Origin of the sequence: Roseburia sp. 499, from assembly GCF_001940225.2 — a bacterium.
Classification (GTDB): Bacteria; Bacillota; Clostridia; order Lachnospirales; family Lachnospiraceae; genus Petralouisia.
In genome coordinates this window covers 143,551-156,417 of sequence record NZ_CP135164.1, presented here as the reverse complement: position 1 = coordinate 156,417, position 12,867 = coordinate 143,551, and the positions used below count along the sequence as shown (strand labels likewise).

The window sequence follows — 12,867 nt, the reverse complement described above, 5'->3', positions numbered from 1 at the left end:
ATCTTACGCTCCTAAAATTTCCACGATGGACTTAAAAACATCTTCCATCGGCTGAACACCATTTACGGTTCTTAAAATATCCTGTTTCTTGTAATAATTTATCAATGGCTGTGTTTGCTCATGATATACTTCCAGACGTCTCTTTACTGTTTCCGGTTTATCATCATCTCTTAATACTACCGGGCTTCCACAACGATCACATATTCCCTCTACCTTAGTTGGAATGGAGACAATGTGATAAGTTGCTCCACAATTTAAGCAAGCACGTCTTCCAGACATTCTATTGATAATATTTTCATCCGGAACATCCACATCAATAGCGTAATCCATTTTTTCATTTATGTTCTCAAGTGCTGCATCCAATGCCTCTGCCTGTGGAATGGTTCTTGGAAATCCATCCAGCACAAAGCCATTTTTACAGTCATCCTGTTGTATTCTGTCTGCTACCAGTTCAACTACCAATTCATCAGGAACCAATAATCCCTGATCCATGTATGTCTTTGCTTTCTTTCCCAACTCAGTACCATTTTTTATATTTGCCCTGAAAATATCTCCAGTGGAAATATGTGGGATACTATATTTATCTGCAATCTGTTTTGCCTGAGTTCCTTTTCCTGCTCCCGGTGCTCCCAACATAATAACTTTCATAACGATTCCTCCATAATTCTCTTAAAAACAACTTTAGTGCACCGTGAAAGATGCACTTGGCATCTTCCATGGTACACATATTGAATATAAGCTAGTCGTTTAAAAATCCTTTGTAATAACGAACCAACATCTGGGATTCAATCTGTTTTAAGGTTTCAATGATAACACCCACAATAATGATAATAGATGTCCCACCGAAAGATACGCTTGCGCTGAATACTCCGTTAAAGAAAATCGGAATAACTGCCACAATCATAAGACCGACTGCCCCTATGAATATAATATAATTCAAGATTTTTGTTAAGTAATCGCTAGTTGGTTTTCCTGGTCTGATACCCGGAATAAAACCACCCTGGCGTTTCATATTGTTCGCAATTTCAAGTGGATTAAAGGTAATTGATGTATAGAAATATGCAAAAGCAATTACTAATAAAATATATAATAACAGGCCTAAGCTATAAATAGGCTGTTTTGGATTACACCAATAGGATTGGGATAATCCATGAAGTATTTTACTTCCTATACCATTTCCATTACCCTTACCTAACATTGTCGCAACCAACACCGGCATCTGCATGATGGACTGTGCAAAAATAATTGGAATAACACCTGCGGTGTTTACCTTCAATGGAATATAGCTGGACTGACCACCAACCTGTTTTCTTCCCTGAATCTTTTTGCTGTACTGAACCGGAATTCTACGCTGTCCATCCTGAAGAAATACAACTAAAACAATTGTTACCAGAATAACTGCAATAATGACAACCGCTGCAATAATTGCATTACCTACATTTGCAGCATTGGCAATAAACTTTGTATATAATGTCATTAAATCCTCTGGGATACGTGACAAGATGTTAATGGTCAACACAATGGAAATACCATTTCCAACACCTTTTTCAGTGATTCTTTCACCAATCCACATAAGAACTGCAGAACCTGCCGTTAATGTGGCAACCATCATGATTACATTTAATGCATCAAACTTTTCCAGGTATCCGCTGCGTCCAAAACCAATTGCCATAGCCACAGACTGAATAACTGCAAGTGCGATTGTTACATAACGTGTAATCTTGGTCATTTTCTTTCTTCCATCTTCACCATCTTTTTGCATTTCTTCCAATTTTGGAATAGCAATAGTAAGAAGCTGAATAATAATGGAAGATGTAATGTATGGTGTAATATTCAATGCAAATACTGACATGTTCTCAAGAGAACCACCCGTAATTGCAGAGAAGAAATTCAGTGCGTCTGTTCCCTGACTTGCAAACCAGTTGGCAAGTACTTCACCGTTGACACCAGGCAGGGGCAACTGTGACCCCAATCTGATGACAACTAACATTACTAATGTATAAAAAATACGATTCCTAATGTCTTTTATTTTGAATGCGTTACGGAATGTCTCCAGCATTAGATCACCTCTGCTTTTCCGCCCAGAGCCTCAATCTTTTCTTTTGCACCTGCGCTGAAGGCATTTACCTGTACAGTGAGTTTCTTTGTAAGTTCACCGTTTCCAAGAATCTTAACGCCATCTCTTGGATTTTTAACGATTCCCTGCTCCAGTAAGGTTTCTACTGTTACAACAGCATCGTTATCAAATACCTCTAAAGCGGATACATTGATTCCAACGATTGTCTTGGAATTTCTGTTCTTGAATCCTCTCTTAGGTAATCTTCTGTATAATGGCATCTGACCACCTTCGAAACCAGGTCTTGGAGCTCCGGAACGAGCCTTCTGTCCTTTATGTCCCTTACCTGCGGTCTTACCATTTCCTGAACCGTGTCCACGTCCTCTTCTGAAATTATCACTGTGTTTTGAACCTTCTGCTGGCTGTAAATTTGATAAGTCCATTCTGACACCTCCTTACTTTAATCTTAGATTTCTTCTACTTTCACTAAATGTCTTACCTGCTGAATCATACCTCTAACTGCTGCGTTATCTGGCATTTCTACAGTATGGTTTACTTTTCTTAAACCTAATGCTTCTACTGTCTTTCTGTTCTTTGGAACAGCACCGATTGTAGATTTAACAAGTGTGATTTTTAATTTTTCTGCCATCTTCAATTCCCTCCTTAACCAAGTATCTCTTCAACAGATTTACCGCGAAGCTTAGCTACTTCTTCTGGAGATTTCAACTGACTCAAAGCATCAATAGTAGCAAGAACTACGTTCTGCTTATTGTTGGAACCTAAAGATTTTGTACGGATGTTCTTAATTCCTGCTAATTCACATACGCTACGCGCAGGACCACCTGCGATAACACCGGTACCTTCAGGAGCTCTTTTCAGTAATACGGATGCACCGGTATGCTTTCCGGTAATATCATGAGTAATACTGTTGTTATCATCTAATTTTACAGAAATCAGTTTCTTCATAGCATCTTCTTTTCCTTTGCGGATTGCTTCTGGAATTTCAGCTGCTTTTCCTAAGCCTGCACCTACATGACCATTGCCGTCACCAACAACAACCAAAGCTGTAAAGCGGAAGTTACGTCCACCCTTAACAACCTTTGTTACACGCTTAATTGATACCACTTTTTCTGTTAATTCTAATTGACTAGCATCAATAATTGTACGTTTCATGTAATTGTCTCCTCCTATTAAAAGTCTAATCCAGCTTCTCTTGCTGCATCAGCTAAAGCTTTAATTTTTCCCTGATATATGAAGCCGCCTCTATCGAAGACAACAGTGGTAATACCTTTTTCTAATGCTTTCTTTGCAATTACAGTTCCAAGATGTGCTGCTGCGTCAACATTGTTTGTCTTTTCTAATTCAGCCTTTACATCTTTCTGAAGTGTAGACGCGGAAACCAATGTATTTCCAACTGTATCGTCAATAATCTGTGCATACATATGATTATTGCTTCTAAACACAGCTAAACGTGGTCTTTCGGCTGTACCGGAGAAACGATTACGCATTCTGCTATGTTTTTTAATACGAACTTCTGCTCTTGATTTTTTACTAACCATTTTTTGTTCCTCCTATATTATTTCTTACCAGTCTTACCAACTTTACGTCTAATAACTTCATCAGCATATTTGATACCTTTTCCTTTGTAAGGTTCAGGTCTTCTCTTATCTCTGATTTCAGCTGCGTACTGGCCAACTTTTTCTTTATCGATACCGGAAACAATAATTTTGTTACCGTCAACTTTAGACTCTAATCCTTCTGGATCTTCCATCTCTACCGGATGAGAATATCCCAGGTTCAGTGTTAAAACTTTTCCAGATTTAGATGCTCTGTAACCAACACCGTTTACTTCCAGTTCTTTGGTATAACCATCTGTTACACCAACAACCATGTTGTGAATCAGTGTTCTGGTCAGACCATGTAAAGATTTCATTCTCTTTAAATCGTTAGGTCTTGTTACAACTACTTCAGAACCTTCTAATTTGATTTCCATTTCTGCTGGAAGGGTTCTCTCAAGAGTTCCCTTAGGACCTTTTACAGTCACATGATTATTTTCTGCAATATCAACAGTTACGCCTGCTGGTACCGCGATTGGCATTCTTCCTATACGTGACATGCCCGTACCTCCTATAATTTACTATTATCAGTTACATTAGCAGTAAGAGTTCCGCTCGACTAGCACGCTGCCTTCGCCAAAATCTGGCTCGGCACCGTTAAGTCTCGGGAACGGCTTTCTCACTATGCTCGAAAATATCTCGCCAAGTGTTCAATGCCTACCAAACGTAAGCTAATACTTCTCCACCTACTGCTAATTTTCTTGCTTCTTTATCGGTTACAACACCCTGGTTTGTAGAAAGGATTGCAATTCCGAGTCCACCCAGAACCTTTGGAATCTCATTCTTACCAGCGTATACACGAAGACCTGGTTTGGAAATTCTCTTCAGTCCTGTAATAATCTTTTCGTTCTTATCTTTTCCGTATTTTAATTCAATGCGGATAGTTTTGAAGTTACCATCTTCTACGATATCATATTTTGCAATATATCCCTCTTTTACCAGAATATCTGCAATTGCAATCTTCATCTTGGAAGCTGGAACGTCTACTGTATCATGTTTAGCAGTATTTGCATTACGGATTCTTGTAAGCATATCTGCGATTGGATCACTCATAGTCATGATGTTTCATTTCCTCCTTTTCCGGCCTACCAAGAAGCCTTTTTCACACCTGGAATCTGTCCCTTGTAAGCTAATTCACGGAAACAAATTCTGCAAATTCCGTATTTTCTTAAATATGCATGTGGACGTCCACAAATTCTGCAACGATTGTATTCTCTGGTAGAGAATTTCTGTTTGCGCTGCTGTTTAATTTTCATAGATGTTTTTGCCATATTGAAATTCCCTCCTTATTATTTTGCAAATGGCATATTGAACTGTGTCAATAATTCACGAGCTTCTTCATCGGTCTTTGCAGTAGTAACAAAGATAACATCCATACCACGTACTTTATCAACCTTATCATACTCGATTTCTGGGAAAATTAACTGTTCTTTAATACCAAGAGCGTAGTTTCCTCTTCCGTCAAATGCGTTTGGATTAATACCTCTAAAGTCACGTACACGAGGTAATGCCAAGTTGATTAAACGATCCAAGAACTCATACATTTTGTCGCCTCTTAAGGTTACTTTACATCCGATTGGCATTCCTTCTCTGATTTTGAAGTTAGCCACAGAATTCTTAGCTCTTGTTACAACAGCTTTCTGACCAGTAATGGTTTCCATATCGCTGATTGCTGCATCTAACAGTTTTGCATTTTCTTTTGCTTCACCAACGCCCATGTTGATAACAATCTTATCAAGCTTTGGTACTTCCATTTTATTTTTATATTCGAATTTTTTCATCAGAGCGTCTACGATTTCGTTCTGATAAGTTTCTTTTAATCTAGTACTCAACTGAATGGACCTCCTTCCTTTTCTTAGTCAATCACATCGCCAGTAGATTTGGCAAAACGTACTTTTTTATCTCCGTCCATCTTGAAGCCTACACGAGTAGCTTTTCCCTTATGAACATACATTACGTTAGAAATATCAACTGGTCCTTCCTGATGAACGATACCACCCTGCTGATTAGCCATGCTTGGTTTTGTGTGCTTGGTAACCATGTTGATACCTTCTACCAGAACGGTGTTGTCTTTTTTATTTACAGCAATAACTTTGCCTTCTTTGTCTTTGTCTTTTCCAGCGATAACCTTTACAGTATCACCTTTTTTAATTTTTAAAGTTGACATCGACCCACCTCCTATAATACTTCCGGAGCTAAGGAAACAATCTTCATAAACTGTTTCTCACGAAGCTCTCTAGCAACTGGTCCAAAGATACGGGTTCCTTTTGGGGTTTTGTCATCTTTAATGATAACAGCCGCATTCTCATCAAATTTGATATAAGAACCGTCTTTACGACGAGCACCTTTTTTTGTACGAACTACTACAGCTTTTACTACATCGCCTTTTTTAACAACGCCGCCTGGTGTTGCATCTTTAACCGTAGCAGTGATGATATCTCCGATATTCGCATATCTTCTTGTAGAACCGCCCATAACACGGATGCAAAGTAATTCTTTTGCTCCAGTATTATCAGCTACTTTCAGTCTACTTTCCTGTTGAATCATGCTGGTAGCCTCCTTTATTTCGCTCTTTCAATGATTTCTACAAGTCTCCATCTCTTGTCTTTAGATAAAGGTCTTGTTTCCATTACTCTGACAGTATCACCGATTTTGCATTCGTTGTTTTCGTCATGAGCTTTTAATTTATAAGTTCTTTTTACGATTTTATTGTATAATGGATGTCTTACATTGTCTGCAACTGCAACAACAATGGTCTTATCCATCTTATCACTTACAACTTTGCCTGTACGTGTTTTTCTAAGATTTCTTTCTTCCACGATTTATTTGCTCCTTTCGTTCAGGATAATTAAGCTTCTTTTGCCTTTTCAGTGATAATCGTCTGAATTCTAGCGATATTCTTACGAACCTCTTTAATTCTTCCGGTATTATCTAACTGATTGGTAGCATTCTGGAATCTTAAGTTGAAAAGTTCTTTTTTTGCAGCTACTAACTGTTCATTTAATGCTGCTACGGATTCTTCTCTTAATTCTTTTACATAATTACTAGTTTTCATTTGATTCACCGCCTTCTAAGTCTGCACGTGAAACTACTTTACATTTACAAGGTAATTTGTGTGTAGCAAGACGTAATGCTTCACGAGCTGTTTCTTCCGGAACTCCGGAGATTTCAAATAAAACACGTCCTGGCTTAACAACAGCTACCCAGTATTCTAATGTTCCTTTTCCGGAACCCATACGAGTTTCAGCTGGTTTTGCAGTTACTGGTTTGTCAGGGAAAATTTTAATCCAAACTTTACCACCACGTTTGATATAACGTGTCATTGCGATACGGGCTGCTTCGATCTGATTAGATCTGATCCAGCATGGCTCTGTAGCCACGATACCGTATTCACCATTTGTAATTTTATTACCTCTTAACGCCTTACCTGCCATGGAACCACGGAACTGTTTACGACGTTTTACTCTTTTTGGCATTAACATTATTTATCGCTCCCTTCCTTTGCTGCCTTTGTTGGAAGTACCTCGCCTTTGTAGATCCATACCTTAACACCAACTTTTCCGTAGGTTGTATCTGCTTCAGCGAATCCATAATCGATATCTGCTCTTAATGTCTGAAGTGGAATAGTTCCTTCAGAGTAAAATTCGGTACGAGCCATATCAGCTCCACCTAAACGACCGGAACAGGATGTTTTGATACCCTGAGCTCCTGCCTTCATACATCTTCCCATGCAAGACTTCATTGCTCTACGGAAGGAAACACGGTTTTCTAACTGTAAAGCGATGTTTTCAGCTACTAACTGAGCGTCTTTGTCTGGTCTCTTTACTTCCTTAATATCTACAACTAATTTCTTATCTGTAAACTTCTGAAGTTCAGCTTTTACTTTTTCAATTTCAGCTCCGCCTTTTCCAATTACTACACCTGGCTTTGCTGTGTAAAGAATAACTTTTACGCGATCAGATGCTCTTTCAATTTCAATCTTAGAAACGCCTGCTGCGTATAATTTCTTTTTCAGATATGTTCTAATATTGTAGTCTTCTACTAAGAAGTCTGCAAAATCTGCTTCCGCATACCACTTAGAGTCCCAATCTTTGATTACACCGACTCTTAAGCCATGAGGATTCACTTTCTGTCCCATGATTGCCCTCCTATCTTTCATCAAGCACGATTGTAATGTGGCTCATTCTCTTTTCGATTCTATAAGCTCTACCCTGTGCTCTTGGTCTAACTCTCTTCATTGTAGGTCCTTTGTTTGCATAACACTCTGCTACATAAAGGTTTTCCGGATTCATTCCGTTGTTATTTTCTGCATTTGCGATTGCAGACTTTAATAATTTTTCTATTACGCTTGATGCGTATCTTGGATTGTAAGCCAGGATAGCCAGTGCTGTCTGCACGTCTTTTCCACGGATTGCATCTAATACGAAGCAAGCTTTCTGAACTGACACTCTAGCATAAGATACTTTTGCTGAAGGTCTGGTGTCTTTCTGTGCGTTTCTTTCTCTCTTAATTTGACTTCTATGTCCTTTCGCCATGGATGAAACCTCCTTTCAAATTCTTTTGATTAACGAACTTTTGATTTCTTTTCGTCTTTTCCATGTCCTCTGTAAGTTCTTGTTGTAACGAACTCACCAAGTTTATGTCCAACCATATCTTCGGTTACATATACTGGTACATGTTTTCTTCCGTCATGAACAGCGATTGTATGTCCAACGAACTGTGGAAAAATAGTAGAACGGCGAGACCATGTCTTGATAACACTCTTGTCGCCTGCTGCGTTCATAGCGTCTACTTTTTTCAATAAACTTGCATCAGCAAATGGTCCTTTTTTCAGTGAACGAGCCATAATTTACCTCCTATTATTTCAGAGCTCTACCGTCTCTTCTTCTTACGATAAGCTTGTTAGATGATTTATTCTTCTTTCTTGTCTTTAATCCAAGAGCAGGTTTACCCCAAGGTGTACATGGGCCTGGACGTCCGATTCCAGTCTTACCTTCTCCACCACCGTGTGGATGGTCATTCGGGTTCATAACAGAACCACGTACTGTTGGACGGATACCCATATGACGCTTACGTCCTGCTTTACCAATCTTAACAAGGTTATGATCTGTGTTACCAACAACACCAACGGTTGCTCTACAGATAATTGGCACCATTCTCATTTCACCGGATGGTAATCTTAATGTTGCATATTTACCTTCCTTAGCCATTAACTGTGCGCTGTTTCCTGCTGAACGAACTAACTGTCCGCCTTTTCCAGGATATAATTCAATGTTGTGTACCTGAGTACCAACTGGAATATTTTCTAATGGCAAACAGTTTCCTACTCTTACTTCTGCTTCTGCTCCACTCATAACGGTCATTCCGTCTGTTAATCCTTCTGGAGCCAAGATGTATGCCTTTTCACCGTCTGCATAGCAGATTAAAGCGATGTTAGCTGTTCTGTTCGGATCGTACTCGATTCCGATTACAGTTGCCGGAATACCATCTTTCTTATTTCTCTTGAAATCGATAATTCTATATTTTCTTCTAGAACCGCCACCGCGATGTCTAACAGTAATTTTACCCTGATTGTTACGACCAGCATTTTTCTGTAAAGAAACCACTAAGGACTTCTCTGGAGTAGTCTTTGTAATTTCAGAAAAATCAGAACCGGTCATATTTCTTCTGGAAGGTGTATATGGGTTATATGTCTTAATTCCCATGATGTTTCTCCTTTCATTGCTCGCGCCTGCTTTTTGGCATTTAGGTATGCCCGAAGGGCGCTTCGATTCTGGTTAAGTTTATTATCGCACTTTACTGTGCCTAAGTTCCAATCTCTTACAGTCCTGCGAAGATTTCAATATCCTTGCTATCCTCTGTTAACTGAACGATTGCTTTCTTGGTCTTAGCAGTCTTACCAACTACCATACCTCTTCTTTTCTTTTTGCCGTCGATGTTCATAGTGTTTACACTTGCAACCTTTGTTCCTTCGAACATTTTTTCAACAGCTTCTTTAATCATAGTCTTGTTTGCTTCCGGATGTACCAGAAATGTGTATTTCTTTTCGCCCATAGCGTTCATACTCTTTTCTGTGATAACCGGTTTGAGGATTACGTCATAATATTGTACGTTTGCCATTATGCATACACCTCCTCGATAGTTGCTACGGCATCCTTGGTTACTACTACGGTGTCGTATTTTAAGATATCATATACGTTGATTGTATTTGTCAGTGCAGTCTTTACTGCCGGAATATTTCTTGCAGATAATACTACATTCTGATCATTTTCATTCAAAACTACAAGAGCTTTGTTTACTTTCAGGTTGTTTAAAACTTCCTGGAATTTCTTTGTCTTTACTTCATCCAGCTTTAATTCGTCAACAACGATGAACTTGCTGTCGTTTACTTTGGATGTTAATACAGATTTAAGAGCTGCTCTCTTTTCCTTCTTGTTTAACTTGAAGGAGTAATCTCTTGGTACTGGAGCGAATACAACACCACCGCCAGTCCACTGCGGAGCTCTGATAGATCCCTGTCTTGCATGACCGGTTCCTTTTTGTCTCCATGGTTTTCTTCCGCCACCACGAACTTCAGAACGTGTCTTTGCTTTCTGTGTTCCCTGACGGTTATTTGCGAGCTGCTGAACTACTGCCATGTGTACTAAGTGTTCGTTGATTTCAACACCGAATACTGCATCGTTGAGCTCAAGGCTGCCTACTTCTTTGCCTTCCATATTATAAATAGCTACGTTAGCCATCGTTTAGTTCCTCCTTTCCTATCAAGCACTATTTTGCTGCTTTTACTGTCTCTTTAATAGTTACTAAAGATTTCTTAGGTCCTGGTACGGCACCTTTTACTAAAAGCAGATTGTTCTCAGCGTCTACTCTGACAACTTCCAGATTCTGAACTGTAACTTTTACAGAACCCATGTGACCTGGCATTCCTTTTCCCTTGAACACTTTACTTGGGCTGGAACATGCACCATTTGAACCCTGATGACGATGGAATTTAGAACCATGAGCCATAGGTCCTCTGTGCTGACCGTGTCTCTTAATAGCACCCTGGAATCCTTTACCTTTGGAAATTGCAGTTGCGTCAATCTTATCGCCTTCTGCAAAGATGTCTGCTTTGATTTCGTCTGCTAAATTGTAATCAGCAGCGTTTTCAAATCTAAACTCTCTTACAAATCTCTTGCTGGATACGCCGGCTTTTTCAAAATGTCCTTTTTCAGCCTTTGTAACACCATGTCTGTTTCTGATTTCTTTCTTTCCGTTAGCATCTTTGTTGACAACTTTGTCTTTCTTGTCAGCAAAACCAACCTGAACTGCACTGTATCCATCGTTTTCAACAGTCTTAATCTGTGTTACAACACATGGACCAGCCTGTAATACAGTAACCGGTACTAAAACACCGTCTGCATTGAAGATCTGGGTCATTCCGACCTTTGTTGCTAAAATCGCTTTCTTCATTTCTTTACCTCCTGTTTTCTCTACAGCGGAACGCTTCATGCCCATCTCTGGGGTAGCGGAACCGTTCATCCTAGAACAGTCAATATAAGTGGCTGCGAGGTACGCAAAACTTCTATATTAAACCCTTCAGGATTGTTACCTTAATTATTTGTTTTTCATTTTGATATCAATGTAAACACCAGCTGGCATTTCTAATCTTGATAATGCATCAACTGTTTTCTGAGTTGGTGTCATGATATCGATAAGTCTCTTATGAGTTCTCTGCTCGAACTGTTCTCTGGAATCTTTGTATTTGTGAACCGCTCTTAAGATTGTAACTACTTCCTTTTTAGTCGGAAGAGGTACCGGTCCGCTCACCTGTGATCCGTTCTTCTTTACAGTTTCGATGATTTTCTTAGCAGATGCGTCCACTAACTGATGGTCATAAGCCTTCAGTGTGATTCTCATTACTTGACTTGCCATAAAAAAAGTCGCCTCCTTTTCGCACTTTACTTCAGTACGACAAGCGGTGACTGTACACTTCTCCGTGTGTGTCATAAGCTTTACACACGTTGTTTCTACTTATTGTAGACATCTTGATTGTGATACAGTGACTTGTCGCCAGTTTCCTAACTTGACATTCGCTCCACGGAAAACCTGCCTGTCGGCAGCAACCTCACGCTTCAACGCTATCAATGCCACAGCACGTATTAGTATATAGTAAAAACACCCGCATTGCAAGCACTTTTTTTCAACTTCCAAAAAAAAATTGTACTTTTTTACGTACAAGCTACAAGCCGAGGCCAAAAGCGAGGACATATAAAGAAGAAAGCTTGCTTTCTGAAGAATATGTCCTTGTTTTTGGGTTGGGCGACAGCCCGCGAACGAAGAACCGCAGGTTCTGAGTCTCGCACCTCGGCGTACTGTAGCCGTGAAAAATTTATTTTTCTAAGGCTATGAGACCAGATTTTAATTGGGCGACAGCCCGCGAATGAGGAATGCGTAGCATTTCGAATCTCGCGCTGGACTTTGAGCCGATGGATATTAGCTCTCTTCTGAGTTGGGCGACAGCCCGCGAACAAAGAACCAACAGGTTCTGAGTCTCGCACCTCGGCGTATTGTAGCTGTGATATTTTTTTCTAAGGCTACGAGGCCAGATTTTAATTTGAATTCTATATTAAATCTGTTCTTTCCTATTTATTAATGAAGAAACCTCTCTAATATGTTATAATAATAAAAAAACGAAACGGAGCATATTATGAAAAAGAAATCCCTTGTTTATTCCTTATTTACCGGAACACTTTTATCCCTTTGTCTGCTAACAAGCTGCAACAACGCAACAAACAATACTTCTTCTGTAAAGAACACCACATTGCAAGAAGAAACAGACAAAAGCAAAACAGCAGACTTGCAGTCCCCTACCGACGAAACTATGACCGAAACCATACCTATTACCATACAAGTCGTAAACATGTGTGGCGTGGAAATCGGTACTTTTTCTGTAATCGACCCAGCCACTGGAGAACAAATTAATATGGAAAGCATTGCTGACCAAGAAATGCTTTCTATCGATACCAACTGGCCAGTCGATACAGAAACTTTTCAATGGGCACTGTACAACAAAAACGGCGAACTATGTCTCGAAGGCAACTCAAATATCGTAGGCGTGACAAGTCGCGCTACACTAGTTCTTACCGGAAGCGGCAATGTAGAAAATATAGAAGTCACTGTAGAATAACTTCAAAAAACTGAAACCATGATATA

Annotated in this window: 24 protein-coding genes; 1 reads left to right on the top strand and 23 read right to left on the bottom strand. The window is 39.5% G+C overall.

Features of this window, described 5'->3' with window-relative positions:
* Nucleotides 1-3: 3 nt before the first annotated feature.
* The 23 genes from BIV20_RS00870 to rpsJ form a co-directional block, all read right to left on the bottom strand.
* Entirely contained in the window at nucleotides 4-648 is a 645-nt protein-coding gene (locus BIV20_RS00870; RefSeq protein ID WP_075721572.1) for an adenylate kinase, read from the bottom strand.
* 91 nt (nucleotides 649-739) lie between these two features.
* Nucleotides 740-2,059: a preprotein translocase subunit SecY gene (secY, locus tag BIV20_RS00865; protein ID WP_075721573.1), complete on the bottom strand. Its 1,320-nt coding sequence runs from the start codon at nucleotides 2,057-2,059 to the stop codon at nucleotides 740-742.
* Nucleotides 2,059-2,499 carry a 50S ribosomal protein L15 gene (gene rplO / locus BIV20_RS00860; protein WP_075721574.1) on the bottom strand — a complete coding sequence of 147 codons (441 nt, stop codon included), beginning with the start codon at nucleotides 2,497-2,499 and terminating at the stop codon, nucleotides 2,059-2,061. Before rplO ends, secY begins: the two co-directional genes overlap by 1 nt.
* Nucleotides 2,500-2,522: 23 nt before the next feature.
* The gene (gene rpmD, locus BIV20_RS00855; protein WP_075721575.1) at nucleotides 2,523-2,705 is read right to left on the bottom strand and encodes a 50S ribosomal protein L30; all 183 of its coding nucleotides are present in this window, start codon (nucleotides 2,703-2,705) and stop codon (nucleotides 2,523-2,525) included.
* Between the two features lie 14 nt (nucleotides 2,706-2,719).
* Nucleotides 2,720-3,229, bottom strand: coding sequence for a 30S ribosomal protein S5 (gene rpsE / locus BIV20_RS00850; RefSeq protein ID WP_075721576.1), 510 nt, complete (start codon nucleotides 3,227-3,229; stop codon nucleotides 2,720-2,722).
* Between the two features lie 17 nt (nucleotides 3,230-3,246).
* Complete coding sequence (gene rplR / locus BIV20_RS00845) at nucleotides 3,247-3,615, bottom strand: 50S ribosomal protein L18 (RefSeq protein ID WP_075721577.1); 369 nt, start codon at nucleotides 3,613-3,615, stop codon at nucleotides 3,247-3,249.
* 17 nt (nucleotides 3,616-3,632) lie between these two features.
* Nucleotides 3,633-4,172, bottom strand: a complete 540-nt coding sequence (gene rplF, locus BIV20_RS00840; protein ID WP_075721578.1) for a 50S ribosomal protein L6 — start codon at nucleotides 4,170-4,172, stop codon at nucleotides 3,633-3,635.
* Nucleotides 4,173-4,329: 157 nt separating this feature from the next.
* Entirely contained in the window at nucleotides 4,330-4,731 is a 402-nt protein-coding gene (gene rpsH / locus BIV20_RS00835; RefSeq protein WP_075721579.1) for a 30S ribosomal protein S8, read from the bottom strand.
* Between the two features lie 26 nt (nucleotides 4,732-4,757).
* Nucleotides 4,758-4,943 (bottom strand): type Z 30S ribosomal protein S14, encoded by a 186-nt coding sequence (locus tag BIV20_RS00830; RefSeq protein WP_075721580.1) that lies wholly within the window; start codon nucleotides 4,941-4,943, stop codon nucleotides 4,758-4,760.
* An 18-nt stretch (nucleotides 4,944-4,961) separates the two neighbouring features.
* Nucleotides 4,962-5,504, bottom strand: coding sequence for a 50S ribosomal protein L5 (gene rplE, locus BIV20_RS00825; protein WP_075721581.1), 543 nt, complete (start codon nucleotides 5,502-5,504; stop codon nucleotides 4,962-4,964).
* A 23-nt stretch (nucleotides 5,505-5,527) separates the two neighbouring features.
* Nucleotides 5,528-5,839, bottom strand: coding sequence for a 50S ribosomal protein L24 (rplX, locus tag BIV20_RS00820; RefSeq protein WP_075721582.1), 312 nt, complete (start codon nucleotides 5,837-5,839; stop codon nucleotides 5,528-5,530).
* Nucleotides 5,840-5,850: 11 nt separating this feature from the next.
* Complete coding sequence (gene rplN / locus BIV20_RS00815) at nucleotides 5,851-6,219, bottom strand: 50S ribosomal protein L14 (protein WP_075721583.1); 369 nt, start codon at nucleotides 6,217-6,219, stop codon at nucleotides 5,851-5,853.
* 14 nt (nucleotides 6,220-6,233) lie between these two features.
* Nucleotides 6,234-6,491, bottom strand: a complete 258-nt coding sequence (gene rpsQ / locus BIV20_RS00810) for a 30S ribosomal protein S17 (protein WP_075721584.1) — start codon at nucleotides 6,489-6,491, stop codon at nucleotides 6,234-6,236.
* Nucleotides 6,492-6,520: 29 nt separating this feature from the next.
* Nucleotides 6,521-6,727, bottom strand: a complete 207-nt coding sequence (gene rpmC, locus BIV20_RS00805; protein WP_075721585.1) for a 50S ribosomal protein L29 — start codon at nucleotides 6,725-6,727, stop codon at nucleotides 6,521-6,523.
* The gene (gene rplP / locus BIV20_RS00800) at nucleotides 6,717-7,154 is read right to left on the bottom strand and encodes a 50S ribosomal protein L16 (protein WP_075721586.1); all 438 of its coding nucleotides are present in this window, start codon (nucleotides 7,152-7,154) and stop codon (nucleotides 6,717-6,719) included. The genes rpmC and rplP overlap by 11 nt, the downstream gene beginning before the upstream one ends.
* Nucleotides 7,154-7,810: a 30S ribosomal protein S3 gene (rpsC, locus tag BIV20_RS00795; protein WP_075721587.1), complete on the bottom strand. Its 657-nt coding sequence runs from the start codon at nucleotides 7,808-7,810 to the stop codon at nucleotides 7,154-7,156. Before rpsC ends, rplP begins: the two co-directional genes overlap by 1 nt.
* 10 nt (nucleotides 7,811-7,820) lie before the next feature.
* Complete coding sequence (gene rplV / locus BIV20_RS00790) at nucleotides 7,821-8,207, bottom strand: 50S ribosomal protein L22 (protein ID WP_075721588.1); 387 nt, start codon at nucleotides 8,205-8,207, stop codon at nucleotides 7,821-7,823.
* 29 nt (nucleotides 8,208-8,236) lie between these two features.
* Entirely contained in the window at nucleotides 8,237-8,518 is a 282-nt protein-coding gene (rpsS, locus tag BIV20_RS00785; RefSeq protein ID WP_075721589.1) for a 30S ribosomal protein S19, read from the bottom strand.
* 13 nt (nucleotides 8,519-8,531) lie between these two features.
* Nucleotides 8,532-9,377, bottom strand: coding sequence for a 50S ribosomal protein L2 (gene rplB / locus BIV20_RS00780; protein WP_075721590.1), 846 nt, complete (start codon nucleotides 9,375-9,377; stop codon nucleotides 8,532-8,534).
* Between the two features lie 115 nt (nucleotides 9,378-9,492).
* On the bottom strand, nucleotides 9,493-9,792 hold the full coding sequence (gene rplW, locus BIV20_RS00775; protein ID WP_075721591.1) for a 50S ribosomal protein L23: 300 nt from the start codon (nucleotides 9,790-9,792) through the stop codon (nucleotides 9,493-9,495).
* Nucleotides 9,792-10,412 (bottom strand): 50S ribosomal protein L4, encoded by a 621-nt coding sequence (rplD, locus tag BIV20_RS00770; RefSeq protein WP_075721592.1) that lies wholly within the window; start codon nucleotides 10,410-10,412, stop codon nucleotides 9,792-9,794. Before rplD ends, rplW begins: the two co-directional genes overlap by 1 nt.
* Nucleotides 10,413-10,440: 28 nt before the next feature.
* Nucleotides 10,441-11,124 carry a 50S ribosomal protein L3 gene (rplC, locus tag BIV20_RS00765; RefSeq protein ID WP_075721593.1) on the bottom strand — a complete coding sequence of 228 codons (684 nt, stop codon included), beginning with the start codon at nucleotides 11,122-11,124 and terminating at the stop codon, nucleotides 10,441-10,443.
* 144 nt (nucleotides 11,125-11,268) lie between these two features.
* Nucleotides 11,269-11,586, bottom strand: coding sequence for a 30S ribosomal protein S10 (gene rpsJ / locus BIV20_RS00760; protein WP_075721594.1), 318 nt, complete (start codon nucleotides 11,584-11,586; stop codon nucleotides 11,269-11,271).
* Between the two features lie 775 nt (nucleotides 11,587-12,361).
* On the opposite strand from rpsJ, the gene BIV20_RS00755 reads away from it, so the two are divergent.
* Complete coding sequence (locus BIV20_RS00755) at nucleotides 12,362-12,841, top strand: hypothetical protein (RefSeq protein ID WP_075721595.1); 480 nt, start codon at nucleotides 12,362-12,364, stop codon at nucleotides 12,839-12,841.
* Nucleotides 12,842-12,867: the final 26 nt, after the last annotated feature.

What these genes read in the sequence shown, in the direction of transcription:
- BIV20_RS00870 (WP_075721572.1), bottom strand. Translation starts at nt 648, where the DNA reads ATGAAAGTTATTATGTTGGGAGCACCGGGAGCAGGAAAAGGAACTCAG.
- secY (WP_075721573.1), bottom strand. Translation starts at nt 2,059, where the DNA reads ATGCTGGAGACATTCCGTAACGCATTCAAAATAAAAGACATTAGGAAT.
- rplO (WP_075721574.1), bottom strand. Translation starts at nt 2,499, where the DNA reads ATGGACTTATCAAATTTACAGCCAGCAGAAGGTTCAAAACACAGTGAT.
- rpmD (WP_075721575.1), bottom strand. Translation starts at nt 2,705, where the DNA reads ATGGCAGAAAAATTAAAAATCACACTTGTTAAATCTACAATCGGTGCT.
- rpsE (WP_075721576.1), bottom strand. Translation starts at nt 3,229, where the DNA reads ATGAAACGTACAATTATTGATGCTAGTCAATTAGAATTAACAGAAAAA.
- rplR (WP_075721577.1), bottom strand. Translation starts at nt 3,615, where the DNA reads ATGGTTAGTAAAAAATCAAGAGCAGAAGTTCGTATTAAAAAACATAGC.
- rplF (WP_075721578.1), bottom strand. Translation starts at nt 4,172, where the DNA reads ATGTCACGTATAGGAAGAATGCCAATCGCGGTACCAGCAGGCGTAACT.
- rpsH (WP_075721579.1), bottom strand. Translation starts at nt 4,731, where the DNA reads ATGACTATGAGTGATCCAATCGCAGATATGCTTACAAGAATCCGTAAT.
- BIV20_RS00830 (WP_075721580.1), bottom strand. Translation starts at nt 4,943, where the DNA reads ATGGCAAAAACATCTATGAAAATTAAACAGCAGCGCAAACAGAAATTC.
- rplX (WP_075721582.1), bottom strand. Translation starts at nt 5,839, where the DNA reads ATGTCAACTTTAAAAATTAAAAAAGGTGATACTGTAAAGGTTATCGCT.
- rplN (WP_075721583.1), bottom strand. Translation starts at nt 6,219, where the DNA reads ATGATTCAACAGGAAAGTAGACTGAAAGTAGCTGATAATACTGGAGCA.
- rpmC (WP_075721585.1), bottom strand. Translation starts at nt 6,727, where the DNA reads ATGAAAACTAGTAATTATGTAAAAGAATTAAGAGAAGAATCCGTAGCA.
- rplP (WP_075721586.1), bottom strand. Translation starts at nt 7,154, where the DNA reads ATGTTAATGCCAAAAAGAGTAAAACGTCGTAAACAGTTCCGTGGTTCC.
- rpsC (WP_075721587.1), bottom strand. Translation starts at nt 7,810, where the DNA reads ATGGGACAGAAAGTGAATCCTCATGGCTTAAGAGTCGGTGTAATCAAA.
- rplV (WP_075721588.1), bottom strand. Translation starts at nt 8,207, where the DNA reads ATGGCGAAAGGACATAGAAGTCAAATTAAGAGAGAAAGAAACGCACAG.
- rpsS (WP_075721589.1), bottom strand. Translation starts at nt 8,518, where the DNA reads ATGGCTCGTTCACTGAAAAAAGGACCATTTGCTGATGCAAGTTTATTG.
- rplB (WP_075721590.1), bottom strand. Translation starts at nt 9,377, where the DNA reads ATGGGAATTAAGACATATAACCCATATACACCTTCCAGAAGAAATATG.
- rplW (WP_075721591.1), bottom strand. Translation starts at nt 9,792, where the DNA reads ATGGCAAACGTACAATATTATGACGTAATCCTCAAACCGGTTATCACA.
- rplD (WP_075721592.1), bottom strand. Translation starts at nt 10,412, where the DNA reads ATGGCTAACGTAGCTATTTATAATATGGAAGGCAAAGAAGTAGGCAGC.
- rplC (WP_075721593.1), bottom strand. Translation starts at nt 11,124, where the DNA reads ATGAAGAAAGCGATTTTAGCAACAAAGGTCGGAATGACCCAGATCTTC.
- rpsJ (WP_075721594.1), bottom strand. Translation starts at nt 11,586, where the DNA reads ATGGCAAGTCAAGTAATGAGAATCACACTGAAGGCTTATGACCATCAG.
- BIV20_RS00755 (WP_075721595.1), top strand. Translation starts at nt 12,362, where the DNA reads ATGAAAAAGAAATCCCTTGTTTATTCCTTATTTACCGGAACACTTTTA.